Below are 16,281 nucleotides of genomic sequence, written 5' to 3'. Positions count from 1 at the left end.
AATAAAAACTGATCAGTTTATTTCTTAGCGAATTGCAGGAAAATCTTTTGGTTTTGCCTCGTGCATAATACTGTAAACTTTTTCAAAAATATCTTCTGCTGAAGGTTTTGAGAAATAATCACCATCTGTACCATAAGCCGGTCTGTGGGGTTTAGCGGTAAGGGTTTGTGGTGCACTGTCTAAATGTTTGAATGCTTTTTGCTTGTCAAGCAAATGCTGCATTAAATAAGCCGAAGCTCCACCTGGCATATCTTCATCAACAACCAGAATGCGATTAGTTTTTGCAATACTTTTTACGGTATCATGATTGAGGTCAAAAGGTAATAAAGATTGCGCATCAATAACTTCAGCACTTATCCCCAAAGCTTGAAGCTCCTGAGCTGCTTGCTGAACTAAACGCAGCGTGCTACCGTATGAAAGAATTGTGATATCTGTACCTTCTCGTACCACTTCAACTTTACCAATAGGTGTTGTGAAATCCCCTAGATTTTCCGGTAATTTTTCTTTAAGACGATAACCGTTAAGACATTCTATGATAACCGCCGGTTCATCACTTTGCATCAGGGTATTGTAAAAGCCTGCCGCTTTAGTCATATTGCGAGGTGTAAGAATGTAGATTCCTCTCAAAAGACCTAACAGAGATCCCATTTGTGAGCCACTATGCCAGATACCTTCTAGACGGTGACCACGAGTTCTTACGATTACCGGTGCGGTTTGTTTTCCGTGTGTTCTGTAACGTAAGGTTGCGAGATCATCACTCAAGGTTGCCATAGCATACAAGATGTAATCCAGATATTGAATTTCAGCAATGGGGCGCAAACCGCGCAATGCAAGACCTATACCTTGACCTATGATCGTAGTTTCACGAATACCAGCATCAGCAACTCGAAGTTCGCCATATTTTTCCTGTAAACCTTCAAGGCCTTGATTTACGTCACCAATGGTACCTGCATCTTCACCAAAAATAACACTGTTAGGATACTTTGTGAACATAGCATCAAAGTTATCTCGTAAAACTACGCGCGCATCTACTGTTTCAGAATCGTCTTTATATTCAGGAGCGACCTCTGGTATGTTAGTAGCTTTAGTGTCAAATTCACTAAAAACGTGACTGCTATAATTAGGCTGTTCTTTTGTAATATAATCAGTGACCCAATTTTTAAGTGCTGTGATATCATCACTAGTTTCTTTGGCCACATAACGCAACGTTTTACGTGCTGCAATTATTACATCGTTCTTCAGTGCATCTTTCTCATCAATCAGATTCTGACCGATCGAGTTTATAAAGCTTCCGTTTTCACTCTGAGCACTGATTTTATTGATCAGGTTTAAAACAGTTTTTTTCTCTTTCTTTATAGGATTTAAAAATGCTTCCCAGGCTTTACGCTTGCCTTCGCGCACCTCCCTTTTTATGTCTTTTTCAACCTCCTGAAGTTCTTCATCAGTAGCGATCTGGTTATTGATCATCCATTCACGCATTTTTACATTACAGTCGTTCTCGCGCTCCCATTGCAAACGATCTTTGCTTTTATAGCGCTCGTGAGAACCAGAGGTAGAGTGCCCTTGGGGTTGAGTCAATTCTGTGACATGTAGAATTACCGGAACATGATTTTCTCTTGCAATTTTTCCGGCTTTTTCAAAAGCATCCATAAGAGCAGGATAATCCCAACCTTTTACCCGAATGATTTCATAACCTGTCTCTTCTTCATTACGCTGAAAACCACTTAGAATTTCAGAAATATTTTCTTTAGTTGTCTGGTGTTTTGCGTGAACGGAAATCCCATAGTCATCATCCCAAATACTAATAACCATAGGTACTTGCAGAACACCTGCAGCATTTATAGTTTCAAAAAACATACCTTCAGAAGTGCTGGCGTTACCAATAGTTCCCCAGGCAACTTCATTACCCTGATCAGATAAACCGTCGGTTTCAGTTTCAGGTACGTTTCTGAATATTTTAGAGGCTTGAGCTAGCCCTAAAAGGCGTGGCATCTGGCCGGCAGTAGGAGAGATATCTGCACTACTGTTATACTGTTCTAATAAATTTTTGAGTTCGCCATTTTCATCCAAACTGTGTGTGCCAAAGTGCCCACCCATTTGTTTTCCGGCACTCATCGGGTCATTTTCTATACTGGTATGCGCATAAAGACCCGCGAAGAAATTTTCTATTGAAAAATGACCAATTGCCATCATAAAGGTCTGGTCGCGATAATATCCCGATCGCCAATCGCCTTTTCTGAAAGCTTTAGCCATTGCTAATTGTGGCACTTCTTTACCATCGCCAAATATCCCGAATTTTGCTTTTCCGGTTAAAACTTCTCTGCGGCCTAATAAACTACATTCTCGGCTTGTAACCGCAATTTTATAGTCATTGATAACAGTAGCTTTAAAATCATCAAAAGAAAGTTCAGAAGTAGGCTCAGATTTTGTGTGCATAATATTTCAAACGGTTTCGGTAAAAATACGGAAAATTCATCTTACATACAATTCAATAATTTTTTAATAAAATGATAAATTTTCAATAAAAATTAATTCTGTTGAAAATAATTCAATTAAATAAAGATAAATCGAGGTTTTGATATAGAAAGTTAAATAAAACTTATTTTTTAAGTCTTAAAATTCTTAGTACCACTTGCGGGTAAATAAACTGAGCATTGTACCAATATCTAGGGTTACAATAAAACGTATTTTTTGATCATAATTGGGTTGTCCTACTTCCCAGCCATTAGAAGAATAAATGGGTAAGAAAATTTCAAAATAGTCTTCTACAAGTACGGTGCGAATACCGCTATCGTATAAGAAACGCGCAGGAGCTCCATGATTTTTTATTAAACCGATGTCTGCATAGCCATGAATAAAATTCCAGATTGTTGTACTGGTATTTACCGATGTAAGCCATTCGTTTCCGAAAGGGGTATCTAACTTAGATTTAAAACCACCTTCTGCAAGTATAAGCTGCTGGCTAAAAAGTCCTGAGTTTTCTGAACGTCCATAATAATTGTATCTAAACAGATAATCTGTAGGTCTATCTAACGCAAAACTGAAGTAATCACCGCGGGAACGGGTGTCGTTGTATAAAAATGTTCCGCCAAAGAATCTCAGATCAAACTGACGGTTATTTAAAAATACCCGGCGGTATTTTGCAGTAATAGAAAACTTGCTGAATTTTTGAGATAATTCAAAATCTGTATTCCAGCTAAAGGAATTTATGACACCCGGGTTGCTGTTTATGTATCGTACATTAAACACGCTGTAATTTGGATCGTCGTTGACAATCACATTAGATTCATCACGGTATACGTTGATGTTGCTAATAGTAAGATATTGTCTTTTATCTGATCTGAAATCATCAGTACGAAAAGCAAACGTCACAAATGGACTGTAGGTTTTATACATCGCGTCTGGAGCGTAAGACGAGAGTGAACCAGACATCCCAAACCGAATCGCAAATAAGTTATCTTCATCAAGATTCTGAGTGTATGAGAAACCGGCACTACCGGTCAACTTATTTGATTTTAACCCATACTGAGGTTCTATCTTGTAGTTAAATGGTTTTGATAACAAAGTTTTGTTATACATTTTAGCCCCTATTTTAAAACCATCGTAAAAGTTGTATTCTGCTACAGGCATAAAGAAAACCTGATTACGAGAAGGGTCTTCAAGGTCCTGAAGTAGTTTAAATTGAAACGGTTTATTAACTCCTAAAAATGGATTTACCTTTTTATAGTTATTTCTTCGGTTGAATTCTGGTACAAATCCTTTAGCATTAATTACAACTCTGTCTATACTATCTGCCGCAATACGTATTTGCTTCTCTTTTTCAAATCCTTCGACCCAGGTTTTTGAGACCACTTTATCGCCATTCATTCCATAAACCGGGATAGGCATTTGACTTTTTGTCTTGTTTCTAAGCTCTATTTTGATTGAGTCACCTTCTTTTTTTACTTCGTTAAATTTGTAATCTATGCGTTTTCTAGAATCAACAAAGTCTTTAAAAAACCAATCAAGGTTTTTTGAGGTTTTGCTTCTTAAAATAGAATCATACGTTTTAGAAGATGTGATTTTAAGTTTATTAGCTACATAAAAATCATCAATGCTTTCGTCTATAATCTCATCAGACAGATATTCTGAGAGGTAATTCATACCGCTCGCTGCTTTGTAAGAATTTGCAATGTTTTTATTGAACTTAATCAGGCTGTCATAAGGTGTGGTGAGCGGCTGATCGAGATTCATACGCGCCATATGCATATACAGCAAATTATACTGCTCGTTGAATTCCATTTCTGAAAGGTGAAACTGACGTGCAAGCCAATACCTGTTTAGTGTACCTACGACTTTAAGTTTAGGATAATAATGATCCATATATTTCATCATTGTGTAGGTCTTGATTCCGTCAGCAATCCAGCGATCATCGCGCGGATTTATAAATAGTGTACGGTCTACAAAATTGTCTATAGCTGTTTTAAGAATTTTCAGCTCATACTTGAAATCCTGTGGGAACGGACTCAAAAAATCGGGTAATTGATTTAAACCGTAAACAGGATTTTCGGCATAATCGATGTTGCTAATTACTAATTTTTCAAAAGGATAAGCACCCAATTCTTGAGTAAGAAATCCAGTTATTTTATCAATAATAATTGCCTCGCGATCGGGGATTACTTTGTCATCAGTAATGTTTGTGACAACGGTAAGATTATCTGTTTCAGTAATCTGAAATTCTGAAATCTGACGCAAATAAATAGTGGTGTTGTTTCGATCTTTACCTTCTAAATGAACCGTTCGGTACTTGTTATCCTTATTGACCGCTGCAGCTGTTTGTTTCAGTTCATTTACAAATCGATAATTTTTTTTATATGAAAAGTCTATTGAAAAATCTGTAGGAGCCATAAACAGGTCATCCAGATTTTTGTTACTGTAATAATGCCAGGTTCCGTCGTAAACTGCAGGAGCAATAAACCAATACTTTAAATTAAAATCACCATTATCAAGCGCTCCGTATCCCGTAAATTTCGCGTCGGGAATGCGAATGTTATAATTGAGCTTAATATGTTTAGTTTCTCCCGGTAAAAGCGCATTATTTAGCGTGACTTCGATTACATCTTCAGCATCTTTAAGGCGTTTAAAAGTAAGATTGTTAAAACTATCGCCTAGAATAGAATTTATTTTTGAAGAACCTCTTTTATCATTTTTAGCTAGGTGAAATTTACGGTCGTAATTTTCTGCAAAACGTTTGCCCAGTTTAGACTGTTTAGAAGAAAAGCTATGCGCCCAATCGTTAAAATAGATTGCTGTTAATGTATCATTTGTAGTGTTCTCAAAATAAACATCCTGTTGGATTAAGAGCATTTTAGACTCCTCAAGAAGTCTTGCAGTTATATCAATACGATTTTGCGCTTCGCTCGTAAGAGGAAGTGTTAGAAAACCCAGAAGAAGCATAATCAATAACTTCTTCATAGGTGGGTACATAAGTTTGTGATGATATTTAGCAAGATTTGCACCGAGATGTCAATTTTTGTTAGAATGAATCAATTACCATACCTAACGCAATAAGTGGGGTTTTGGTTTTTTAGTTCTAAAAATTAGGACTCAACTCATACTCATTGTAGAAATTATTTAAAACCTCAAGTACTTCATCTTCGGTATCTACTAAATGAAGCAAATCTATATCTCCGGCACTAATTGTATTGAATTGATCAAGTAGGGTGTTTTTTATCCATTCAAAAAGACCTTGCCAGTATTCGGTACCTACCAGAATAATTGGAAACTTATCAATTTTATGGGTTTGAATCAGAGTGATAGATTCAAATAATTCATCTAAGGTCCCAAAACCACCCGGAAGCACCACAAACCCCTGAGAGTATTTTACGAACATTACTTTACGTACAAAGAAGTAATCAAAATCTATGCTTTTATCGCCATCTATATATGGATTATCATGTTGTTCAAAAGGAAGGTCAATATTCAATCCCACAGAAGTTCCTCCGGCAAGATGCGCACCTTTATTACCGGCTTCCATAATACCAGGTCCACCGCCTGTGATCACGCCATATCCATTTTCTACAATTTTCTCTGCAATAGCAACAGACAGCTTGTAATATTTTTCGTCGGGTTTTGTACGGGCACTACCAAAGATAGATACGCAAGGTCCTATACGGCTCAATTTCTCAAATCCGCTTACAAATTCGCCCATTATTTTAAAAATGGCCCAAGAGTCATTTGTTTTATTTTCATTCCAGCCTTTGGGCTTATTCTCGTTTCTCATATGTATATAATAGTTTGTCTAAAATTAGATGGGTGCCTAATTTAGTTCATTTCGTAAAAACTTAGCGGTATAGCTTTTTTTATCTTTAGCTACTTCTTCAGGAGTACCTTTTGCGACCAGTTGACCTCCGTCTTTCCCGCCTTCATAACCTATATCGATTATATGATCTGCCATTTTAATAACATCCATATTGTGCTCAATAATAAGCATCGTATTTCCTTTATCGGTGAGTTTGTTCAGAACATCCATCAGTATACGTACATCTTCAAAATGCAAACCGGTAGTAGGCTCGTCCAAAATATAAAAAGTATTCCCGGTATCACGTTTAGATAGTTCTGTAGCGAGTTTGATACGCTGTGCTTCACCCCCAGAAAGTGTTGTAGATTGCTGACCTAAAGAGATATACCCTAAGCCGACATCCTGTATGGTTTTTACTTTTCTGTAGATTTTAGGAATATGTTCAAAAAATGGTACTGCTTCATCAATGGTCATTTCAAGAACATCGGCGATGCTTTTTCCTTTGTATCTGATCTCTAAAGTTTCTCTATTGAAACGCTTGCCCTGACAGGTCTCACATTCCACATAAACATCGGGTAGAAAGTTCATCTCGATCACGCGTAAACCACCACCTTTACACGTCTCACAGCGTCCGCCAGCAACGTTAAAACTGAAACGCCCCGGTTTATAACCGCGTATCAAAGCTTCAGGGATTTTAGCAAATAAACTGCGTATTTCGCTAAAAACACCGGTATAGGTTGCCGGGTTTGAACGTGGAGTACGACCTATAGGTGATTGATTGATGTCTATAACTTTATCACACTCGTCAAGACCTTTAATACTTGTGTATGGAGCAGGTTTTTTAACACCATTAAAATAATGGGCGTTCATAATAGGGTAGAGGGTCTCGTTGATCAATGTAGATTTACCACTGCCCGAAACTCCAGTAACCACAATCATTTTTCCTAGTGGAAATTCAACATTTACTTTTTTAAGATTGTTTCCTGTAGCGCCTTTAAGCACGATTTTTTTACCGTTACCTTTCCGGCGCTTTTTAGGAACAGCAATTTCTTTTTCACCGTTAAGGTATTGCGCGGTAAGCGTATGTTGCTTCAGCAATTGCTTTGGAGTACCTTCGCTAATGATTTCTCCTCCGTGTTTACCTGCAAACGGACCGATATCTATAACATAATCGGCACGCTCTATCATATCTTTATCGTGTTCTACAACCAAAACGGAGTTTCCTAAATCCCTTAAAGATTCCAGAGAGTTGATGAGTTTCTCATTATCGCGCTGATGCAGTCCAATACTGGGCTCATCTAAAATGTATAAAACGCCTACGAGTTGTGAACCTATTTGAGTCGCTAATCTAATACGCTGCGCTTCACCTCCAGAAAGTGATTTTGAACTTCGGTTTAAAGAAAGGTAGGTAAGCCCTACGTCAACCAGAAACTGGATTCTGGCAGTAATCTCTTTTAAAATTTCTGTTGCAATTGCGGTTTGCTTTTCGCTTAAATGCTTTGGTAATTTTTTAAACCATGCAGCCAGCTCTAAAATATCCATATGAGCCAGATCAGCAATACTTTTTTCGCGTACGCGGAAGTATAACGATTCTTTGCGCAGTCGCGACCCATCACATTCCGGGCATTGAACTTTTTCCATGTACTCTTTAGCCCATCTTTTTAAAGAAGCCGAATCATTTTTATGATACGTACTTTCAATAAAGTTGGCAACACCTTCAAAGTCAATTTTATAGTTTCGGCTTACGCCTAAAGTTTTAGATTCTACGGTGAATTTTTCATTACCACCATATAAAATCATTTCTATAGCTTCCTTCGGAATATCTTTTATAGGGTCTGTCAATTTAAAATCAAAGCGTTGGGCGATGATCTCCAATTGCTTAAAAATCCAGTTGCTTTTTTGATTTCCGTGGGGAGCGAGTCCTCCGGCTTTTATTGAAAGTTTAGGGTCTGGAATGATCTTGTCAACGTTCACAACGCGTAATTCTCCGATACCGTTGCATTTGGGGCAAGCACCTTTTGGCGAATTGAATGAGAAATTGTTAGGTTCGGGATTGGGGTAAGAGATCCCGGAAGTTGGACACATCAAACTACGGCTGAAGTACCGTGCTTCGTTAGTGTCGTGATCTAAAATCATCATCACATCTTCGCCGTGATACATCGCGGTATTGATTGTTTCCAGAATGCGTTTATCTATATCTTGATCATCTTCAATCTTTAGCCGGTCTATTACAATCTCAATGTCGTGAGTTTTGTAACGGTCTATTTTCATACCTTTTTCGATATCCCGTACTTCCCCATCTACACGAACTTTTACAAAACCTTGTTTTGCGATCTGCTCAAAAAGTTCGCGGTAATGTCCTTTACGGCTTCGAATAACCGGGGCGAGCACGTTTACACGTTTTCCAAGATATTCAGTTTTGATCAGATCTTTAATCTGCTCATCACTGTAACTCACCATTTTTTCGCCCGTCTCATAGCTGTATGCATCACTAGCACGTGCATACAAAAGGCGTAAAAAGTCATAAATTTCGGTGATAGTACCTACTGTAGACCGCGGACTCTTACTCGTAGTTTTTTGTTCTATAGCAATTACTGGAGAAAGCCCTTGAATTTTATCTACATCAGGACGCTCTAGACCTCCCAAAAACTGACGGGCATAAGCCGAAAAGGTTTCTATATACCGCCGTTGTCCCTCAGCATAAATGGTATCAAAAGCGAGTGAGCTTTTACCACTACCTGAAAGTCCGGTGATAACCACGAGTTTCTCGCGGGGAATATTAACGTCTATATTTTTTAAGTTATGGGCTCGCGCGCCATAAACTTCAATGTATTCTTGTGTTTCTGCCATTTTCTTTTTCAAGTGTGCAAAGGTACTGTAATTGGGTGAAAAACTGAAGGAAGTGTCTATCTCTAAACCCGTTAATTACAGTTTTAAAAATAGAAGTTTTAGAAGTTGAAGGTGCTGGTTTAGATACTGATTTGATAATTGCCCAGCATTTCTTTAATGACTTCTTCAGTTTGTGATAAGTAAGCGTCTCTCTTAAGTTGTATAGCGTCTACCATATTAAAATACTTAACAATGCTACCGTCTTGATAAGCTTCTGGCATTACGGGATGAACATAGTAATCTCTGCAAACACTTCGCGTATTTCCTAACTCTTTTGCTGTTGTATCGTACGCAGTAAGAATATTTTTAGCATTTTGGTTTTCTTCTTTTTCATAACCGATATCGCGCAGGGTTTCAAAGAAAATTTTTGAAGCAGCCCAGGTTCTAAAGTCTTTTGCGGAAAAAAGATCGCCACTCAATTCGTGAATATAATCATTCACCATGCCGCTATCAATATGATCTTTGGTTCCATCACTATCGTAAAACTGAAATAAATCCCAGCCGGGTATTTCTTCACACTCATTAATCAATTCTATCAACTGCGGATCTGTAACTGCGATATTATGTTCTTTTCCTTTTTTACCTACAAACTGAAACCTTATATCACTTTCTGTAGTTTTTATATGACGCGTACGCAAGGTAGAAAGACCATAAGTCTTGTTGCGTTTTGCGTAAAAGTCATTGCCAACTCGAATATGAGTTTCTTCCAATAAGCGAATTACCAGCGCTAAAACTTTACGTTTTGTCATTTCTTCTGCATCCAGATCCTGATCAACTTGTTTTCTCAATGCAGGTAAAATATTTGCAAAAGAAGCTTGCTTCAAAAATTTAGTTTCGTTACGTAATTTATTCCATGTTTCATGGTAGAGATAGACTTTGCGGTCTTTGTCGTCGCGACCTACCGCTTGCAAATGCCCGTTTTCGGGTTCTGCAATGAGAACGTCTTCCCAGGCAGGCGGTATTACCAGCTTTTTGATTCGTTTTAAAAGAGCTTTAGACTTTATGGTTTTATCGTTTTGACAATAGGTAAAGCCTTTGCCATGTTTCTTACGGCAGATGGTTAAGTGCTCATCTGTAACATAGATTAAATTGGCTACATGTGCAGCCTCTTCAGGGCTATTGAGAATGGTTTTGAGTTTTGCTTCAGTGATCGTCATTCCTCAAATTTAATGGCAATCTGAGCTGAAGTGTACTAACGAAATGTGAAATATCTGTACAAAAAAACTGAAAGAAAATTATGAAATATTAAGATTTAGGAAGTTGACCTTCTCTGAAAATTACTAAATAAAAATGTCCGGTAACTAAGAAGTAGTCCCGGACATTCATTATTGATGGCTAGTAAGAATTTAAATTTAGTCAAAATAACTAAAACTCTGTCCATCTTTTATTTTTAAAACGCTCTCGTAGATCATTTTAATTACATTTTCTACATCATCACGATGCACCATTTCTACGGTTGTGTGCATATAACGCAATGGTAAACTAATTAATGCCGAAGGCACTCCGCCATTGCTGTATGCAAAAGCATCTGTATCTGTACCTGTAGCACGACTGCTGGCTGCTCGTTGAAACGGAATTTTCTTTTCTTCTGCCGTATCAATGATCAAATCGCGCAATTTCTGTTGAATAGCCGGTGCATATGAAATTACCGGTCCTTCGCCTATTGCCGCGTGACCATTCGTTTTCTTTTCGATCATTGGTGTGGTTGTATCGTGGGTAACGTCAGTAACGATAGCAACGTTGGGTTGAATGGTATGTGTAATCATTTCGGCTCCGCGTAGACCTATTTCTTCTTGAACCGAGTTTACAATATAAAGGCCAAAGTCTAACTTGTTGCTATTTTCTTTAAGCAAACGTGCGACTTCAGCAATCATAAATCCGCCCATACGGTTATCTAATGCACGGCACACAAATTTATCACCATTGAGCACGGTGAATGTATCTGGGTAGGTAATTACGCAACCTACGTGTACTCCTAATTTCTCAACTTCTTCTTTGGTCTTGCAGCCCGTGTCTATAAAAATATTGTCTAAACTTGGTGCTTTCTCATTGCTTTTATCACGCGTGTGAATTGCGGGCCACCCAAAAACACCTTTTACGATCCCGTTTTTGGTGTGAATATTTACCAACTTAGATGGAGCAATCTGATGATCGCTACCACCATTTCGTATAACGTAGATCAAACCATCATCTGTAATGTAATTCACATACCAAGAAATCTCATCGGCGTGACCTTCTATCACTACTTTATATTTTGCATCCGGATTGATAACACCTACTGCTGTACCGTAGTTGTCTGTGATAAATGTATCAACATACGGTTTTAAGTATTCCATCCAGATTTTCTGACCTTCCCACTCATAACCGGTAGGAGCAGCGTTATTTAAATATGTTTCTAAAAAGTCCAGAGACTTCTCATTTAAAATGCTTTTTGACATAATTCTATTTTTGTACGAAAGTAAGAATATTAATACCAAAACCATAAGGCAATCTTACCGATTGTGTACTTTTGGAACAGTTTTAGCGTTACATCAATTAAAAATTAAATTGAAGAATTATACACTCCTTTTTGTGCTGCTTTATTCACTGTTTCTAAGGGCTCAGACAAACGAAGAGCCTGAAAAGGAAACAGATACTACTGATGCAGAATATTTTTTTGTAGAGGGTGACAGTATTGCACGGTCTGCAATTTTTCTGGAAGATGTTATTGTTTTAGGAAGGTTGAAGTTTGATGATAATGCTGCCCGTCGTCGGTATTTGATTCTACGTAGAAAAACCCGTAAAGTATGGCCATATGCCAAGCTAGCAGGAGAACGGTTGGTGGAGCTCAATGAGCGTTTAGATTCTATGCAGTCTAAACGAGACCGTAAGCGATACACTAAAATCATACAGCGCTACGTTGAAAATGAGTTTAAAGAAGAGCTCAAAAAGTTAACAAGAACTGAAGGGCAAATCCTGGTGAAATTGATGTACCGTCAAACAGGGCAAACCACCTTTGAGCTCATTAAAAACTATCGTAGTGGTCTAAAGGCTTTTCTGCTAAATACTACGGCGAGCTTTTTTGATATTTCGCTCAAGGAAATTTATGACCCTGAAGATGTACAAGAAGATTATCTGATCGAAGATATTTTACAACGTTCGTTTCAGGCTAAGGTTTTAGAGAAACAAGAACCGGCTATAGAACTCAATTTTCTGGAGTTGGAAAATAAATGGCGTAAGCCTTCAAAAGGGATTAAATAATGAAAATCTCTAAGATGAATTGGGTTTATATAATAGCAGCCCTGATTACGCTCGTAGGTTTAATTACCGGGAAGTATTTTTTCTTATTCTTTGCAATTCCTTTTGGGTTCAACTGGTTTAAAAGCAAGAAGGAAGAATAAAACCTGTTTCCTGAAAAACTTCGTTTAAAAAAATATGTACCTTTGTCTACCAAACTAGCGTTTCTCCCATTATGAGCCAGAAAGTCTTGCTTAATGCAAAAGAAATAAACATCATTCTAAACCGTCTGGCTTGTCAACTTATTGAAAATCATAGAGATTTTAAAGATACTGTTCTGATTGGCATACAGCCCCGAGGGATATATGTTGCAGAACGTATTAAAAAGTTGCTTGAAGACGATTATAATATCCCTGACATTAAATTAGGGTATCTTGATATTACTTTTTTTAGAGACGATTTTAGACGAAGTGACAAACCACTTGAAGCTAATAAAACCAAGATAAATTTTGTTGTAGAAGATAAGAATGTGGTTTTTATAGACGACGTCTTATATACCGGTCGTAGCATCAATGCTGCGCTAACTGCTGTACAGAGTTTTGGACGTCCTAAAAACGTAGAACTTTTCACACTTATAGATCGTCGTTTTAGCAGGCATTTACCGATTCAGCCCAATTATAGAGGGAGGCAGGTAGATGCGATAAACGATGAGAAAGTATTAGTGAAATGGGTAGAAAACGGAGGAGAAGATGTAGTCTATCTTGTAAATAAATAATTATAAAGTACCAGAATGAGCGAGTTAAGTGTAAACCACTTATTAGGGATTAAGTATATCACAAAAGCGGATATCGATCTCATTTTTGAAACTGCAGATCATTTTAAGGAAATAATCAATAGGCCGATTAAAAAAGTTCCTTCGTTACGAGATATTACTATTGCCAATCTCTTTTTTGAAAACAGTACTCGAACCAAACTTTCTTTTGAACTTGCAGAAAAACGCCTCAGTGCAGATGTAATTAACTTTTCGGCAGGGGCTTCTTCAGTAAAAAAAGGAGAAACGTTGATAGATACAGTAAACAACATTTTGTCTATGAAAGTAGATATGGTTGTGATGCGTCATCCCAATCCAGGTGCAGGAGTTTTTCTTTCAAAAAATATAAAGGCTAGTATTGTTAATGCAGGTGACGGTGCGCACGAGCATCCTACGCAAGCGCTATTAGATAGCTACTCAATCTCAAAAAAACTGGGTGATGTAGGCGGAAAAAAAGTCGTTATTGTAGGAGATATTTTGCACAGCAGGGTTGCACTTTCTAATATTTTTGCACTGAAACTTTTAGGAGCAGAAGTGAAGGTTTGTGGACCAAAAACTTTAATGCCAAAGTATATTGAATCTCTTGGTGTTGAGGTAGAACTAAATCTTCGCAAAGCATTAGAGTGGTGTGATGTAGCTAATATGTTACGTGTACAAAATGAACGTATGGATATTAGCTATTTCCCTTCAACACGAGAGTATACGCAGCAGTACGGTCTTAATAAAGAATTACTAGATTCTTTAGATAAAGAAATTGTAGTAATGCACCCGGGTCCCATTAACCGTGGGGTTGAGATCACCAGTGACGTGGCAGACAGCGGCCAGTCAATAATATTAAATCAGGTAGAAAACGGAGTTGCAATACGTATGGCTGTCATTTACCTTCTGGCATCAAAAATTAAACAACAATGATTGTAACCGAAAAAGAAAATTATACCATTCTTGCTGATGAAGAAGATGGTGTTAAAAGTTTTGCCTCTTTTTTAGATTTTATAATTCCTAAAGCGCATTCTGATAAAAATCTGGTTATAGATTTATTAAAATACGAGAAGTTAAATCTAGAAGAACTCTTGTATTTTTTACCCATTTCTAATCAGCAACGGGCAGCTCAGAAATCTTTTGTTATTGCAAATAAAGGTGTGCACATAGACGGTGTTCCAGAGGAGGTTATGGTTGTGCCTACTTTAGGTGAGGCAAAAGATGTTATTGAACTTGAAGAGATTCAACGGGATCTGGGGTTTTAAAGTAATCTGGCTTTGTTTCCTTGTTTTCTAGGTTTTTGTCGACCTGTTTTTCTTTAAATTTTCCTTTTTCTATTTTTAGCTGAATAAGCTGTAACTTACAGCAGAATAAAAATTGTTATTTAATTTTAATGAAGCTTACCATTTTAGGCTGTTATGCAGCAACACCTCGTACGTTCACAAACCCAACTTCACAGGTTCTTCAGATTAAAAATCATTTGTTTTTAATAGACTGTGGTGAGGGAACTCAGGTAGAATTACGTCGCAACAAGGTTAAGTTTTCAAAGATCAAACATATTTTTATCTCGCATCTTCACGGAGATCATTTTTTTGGTTTGGTTGGTTTAATTTCAACTTTCAGGCTACTCAACAGAGAAAATGAATTGCACGTTTATGGACCTAAAGGAATAAAGCAAGCGATCACGCTTCAGTTAAAATTGTCTAATTCCTGGACCAATTATCCACTGTATTTTCATGAATTAGAAAGTAAAGAGCCGCAAGTACTTTTTGAAGATGAGAAAGTTTCCGTAGAAACCATTCCTCTAAAACATCGTATTTACACGAACGGTTTTTTATTTAAAGAAAAGTCTGGAGAACGTAAACTGAATATGAGCGCCTGTCTTAAGCATGAGATAGATGTTGTTTATTATCGAAAAATTAAAGCCGGAGGAGATGCTAGGTTAGACGATGGCACGATAATACCTAATGAGAAACTGACTTTTGATCCCGATCCGCCGCGTAGTTATGCATTTTGTAGTGATACGATTTACAAGCCAGATAATTTACCACAGTTAAAAGGTGTTACATTCTTATATCACGAGTCTACTTTTTTAGAAGCACACGCAAAGCTGGCACTGCCTACTGGGCATTCAACAGCTAGAGAAGCCGGCTTGATGGCTAAACAGGCGAACGCTGCGTATCTTATTTTGGGGCATTATAGCACGCGCTATCCAGATCTGACGCTTTTTGCTAATGAGGCAAAATCCGAATTTGAAAATGTACTCACAGCAGATGACGGTAAGGTCTTTGACTTTGATGAGTTGGTTTCCTAATGATTAATACCCTTTTTTATTTAATTCAGCTATCGTTTTAGAGTTGAAGCTTTTCTTTTTCCATTTAATTTTAAATTAACGTAAAAGATATGTTTGGGCTTTTTAACTTTATACCGCATTGATGTAACTTGCTTTAAAATTAGGATATGGCAGAAGATTTAAGTGACTATAGAAAGTCATATGAAAAAAGTGAATTAACCATTACTCAGAGTGATCAAGACCCATTTAAACAATTTAAAAAATGGTTTGAAGAAGTTGAAGAAGTCGCTGGTGTTGATGAGGTAAATGCGATGACGGTTTCAACCATAGGTTTAGATGGTTTTCCCAAAAGCAGGGTTGTTTTGCTCAAAAGTTATGATGAAGAAGGTTTTGTTTTTTATACCAATTATGAAAGTGAAAAAGGGAAAGCAATAGCCGCCAACCCTGATGTATGTTTATCTTTTTTTTGGCCCAATCTAGAACGTCAGGTAATTATTAAAGGCAAAGCCGAAAAAGTTTCAGAAGAGACATCAAAAACGTATTTTAATTCAAGACCCGAAGGAAGCAGATTAGGTGCTTGGGTTTCTCCTCAAAGTGATGTTATACCAGACAGAGAATTTCTTGAAAAACGGCTGAAGGATTTAGAAAAAGAATTTTCTGAAAACGAAATTCCAAAGCCAGACTATTGGGGAGGTTATAAAGTTATACCTGTTGAATTTGAATTTTGGCAGGGCAGACCTAACCGACTTCACGACAGATTGCGTTATACACCCGGAGGAGTACATTGGAAGTTAGATAGACTTGCTCCTTAAA

The 16,281-nt window shown here is 37.4% G+C and carries 13 protein-coding genes; 7 read left to right on the top strand and 6 right to left on the bottom strand.

Annotated elements, in window-relative coordinates; genetic code table 11:
* Positions 1-24 precede the first annotated feature (24 nt).
* The 6 genes from DSM02_RS10255 to DSM02_RS10230 form a co-directional block, all read right to left on the bottom strand.
* Positions 25-2,436 carry an alpha-ketoacid dehydrogenase subunit alpha/beta gene (locus DSM02_RS10255; protein WP_128765542.1) on the bottom strand — a complete coding sequence of 804 codons (2,412 nt, stop codon included), beginning with the start codon at positions 2,434-2,436 and terminating at the stop codon, positions 25-27.
* Between the two features lie 186 nt (positions 2,437-2,622).
* Entirely contained in the window at positions 2,623-5,454 is a 2,832-nt protein-coding gene (locus DSM02_RS10250; protein WP_128765541.1) for a gluzincin family metallopeptidase, read from the bottom strand.
* A gap of 118 nt (positions 5,455-5,572) precedes the next feature.
* The gene (locus DSM02_RS10245; RefSeq protein ID WP_128765540.1) at positions 5,573-6,262 is read right to left on the bottom strand and encodes an LOG family protein; all 690 of its coding nucleotides are present in this window, start codon (positions 6,260-6,262) and stop codon (positions 5,573-5,575) included.
* Between the two features lie 36 nt (positions 6,263-6,298).
* The gene (uvrA, locus tag DSM02_RS10240; protein ID WP_128765539.1) at positions 6,299-9,130 is read right to left on the bottom strand and encodes an excinuclease ABC subunit UvrA; all 2,832 of its coding nucleotides are present in this window, start codon (positions 9,128-9,130) and stop codon (positions 6,299-6,301) included.
* A 119-nt stretch (positions 9,131-9,249) separates the two neighbouring features.
* Positions 9,250-10,326: a DNA topoisomerase IB gene (locus DSM02_RS10235; RefSeq protein WP_128765538.1), complete on the bottom strand. Its 1,077-nt coding sequence runs from the start codon at positions 10,324-10,326 to the stop codon at positions 9,250-9,252.
* Between the two features lie 195 nt (positions 10,327-10,521).
* Positions 10,522-11,607, bottom strand: a complete 1,086-nt coding sequence (locus DSM02_RS10230; RefSeq protein ID WP_382402989.1) for a M42 family metallopeptidase — start codon at positions 11,605-11,607, stop codon at positions 10,522-10,524.
* 109 nt (positions 11,608-11,716) lie between these two features.
* On the opposite strand from DSM02_RS10230, the gene DSM02_RS10225 reads away from it, so the two are divergent.
* From DSM02_RS10225 to pdxH, 7 genes are all read left to right on the top strand, one after another.
* A complete protein-coding gene (locus tag DSM02_RS10225) occupies positions 11,717-12,409 on the top strand; it encodes a DUF4294 domain-containing protein (RefSeq protein ID WP_240674029.1) in 693 nt (230 codons plus the stop codon).
* A 14-nt stretch (positions 12,410-12,423) separates the two neighbouring features.
* The gene (locus DSM02_RS20685; RefSeq protein ID WP_262707735.1) at positions 12,424-12,549 is read left to right on the top strand and encodes a hypothetical protein; all 126 of its coding nucleotides are present in this window, start codon (positions 12,424-12,426) and stop codon (positions 12,547-12,549) included.
* Between the two features lie 71 nt (positions 12,550-12,620).
* Positions 12,621-13,160 carry a bifunctional pyr operon transcriptional regulator/uracil phosphoribosyltransferase PyrR gene (gene pyrR / locus DSM02_RS10220; RefSeq protein ID WP_128760609.1) on the top strand — a complete coding sequence of 180 codons (540 nt, stop codon included), beginning with the start codon at positions 12,621-12,623 and terminating at the stop codon, positions 13,158-13,160.
* 15 nt (positions 13,161-13,175) lie between these two features.
* Positions 13,176-14,108: an aspartate carbamoyltransferase catalytic subunit gene (locus tag DSM02_RS10215; RefSeq protein ID WP_128760610.1), complete on the top strand. Its 933-nt coding sequence runs from the start codon at positions 13,176-13,178 to the stop codon at positions 14,106-14,108.
* A complete protein-coding gene (locus tag DSM02_RS10210; protein WP_128765536.1) occupies positions 14,105-14,440 on the top strand; it encodes a ribonuclease Z in 336 nt (111 codons plus the stop codon). Before DSM02_RS10215 ends, DSM02_RS10210 begins: the two co-directional genes overlap by 4 nt.
* A 128-nt stretch (positions 14,441-14,568) precedes the next feature.
* The gene (locus DSM02_RS10205; RefSeq protein ID WP_128765535.1) at positions 14,569-15,489 is read left to right on the top strand and encodes a ribonuclease Z; all 921 of its coding nucleotides are present in this window, start codon (positions 14,569-14,571) and stop codon (positions 15,487-15,489) included.
* A 146-nt stretch (positions 15,490-15,635) separates the two neighbouring features.
* Positions 15,636-16,280, top strand: coding sequence for a pyridoxamine 5'-phosphate oxidase (gene pdxH, locus DSM02_RS10200; protein WP_128765534.1), 645 nt, complete (start codon positions 15,636-15,638; stop codon positions 16,278-16,280).
* The last annotated feature ends 1 nt before the right edge of the window (position 16,281 follow it).

Origin of the sequence: Leeuwenhoekiella polynyae, assembly GCF_004104075.1 — a bacterium.
GTDB classification, from domain to species: domain Bacteria; phylum Bacteroidota; class Bacteroidia; order Flavobacteriales; family Flavobacteriaceae; genus Leeuwenhoekiella; species Leeuwenhoekiella polynyae.
This window is presented reverse-complemented; position numbering and strand designations above follow the sequence as displayed.

Excerpts from the sequence above, each read along its gene's own strand:
- DSM02_RS10255 (WP_128765542.1), bottom strand. The coding sequence starts at position 2,436 with ATGCACACAAAATCTGAGCCTACTTCTGAACTTTCTTTTGATGATTTT.
- DSM02_RS10230 (WP_382402989.1), bottom strand. The coding sequence starts at position 11,607 with ATGTCAAAAAGCATTTTAAATGAGAAGTCTCTGGACTTTTTAGAAACA.
- pyrR (WP_128760609.1), top strand. The coding sequence starts at position 12,621 with ATGAGCCAGAAAGTCTTGCTTAATGCAAAAGAAATAAACATCATTCTA.
- DSM02_RS10210 (WP_128765536.1), top strand. The coding sequence starts at position 14,105 with ATGATTGTAACCGAAAAAGAAAATTATACCATTCTTGCTGATGAAGAA.
- uvrA (WP_128765539.1), bottom strand. The coding sequence starts at position 9,130 with ATGGCAGAAACACAAGAATACATTGAAGTTTATGGCGCGCGAGCCCAT.
- DSM02_RS10235 (WP_128765538.1), bottom strand. The coding sequence starts at position 10,326 with ATGACGATCACTGAAGCAAAACTCAAAACCATTCTCAATAGCCCTGAA.
- pdxH (WP_128765534.1), top strand. The coding sequence starts at position 15,636 with ATGGCAGAAGATTTAAGTGACTATAGAAAGTCATATGAAAAAAGTGAA.
- DSM02_RS20685 (WP_262707735.1), top strand. The coding sequence starts at position 12,424 with ATGAATTGGGTTTATATAATAGCAGCCCTGATTACGCTCGTAGGTTTA.
- DSM02_RS10215 (WP_128760610.1), top strand. The coding sequence starts at position 13,176 with ATGAGCGAGTTAAGTGTAAACCACTTATTAGGGATTAAGTATATCACA.
- DSM02_RS10205 (WP_128765535.1), top strand. The coding sequence starts at position 14,569 with ATGAAGCTTACCATTTTAGGCTGTTATGCAGCAACACCTCGTACGTTC.
- DSM02_RS10250 (WP_128765541.1), bottom strand. The coding sequence starts at position 5,454 with ATGAAGAAGTTATTGATTATGCTTCTTCTGGGTTTTCTAACACTTCCT.
- DSM02_RS10245 (WP_128765540.1), bottom strand. The coding sequence starts at position 6,262 with ATGAGAAACGAGAATAAGCCCAAAGGCTGGAATGAAAATAAAACAAAT.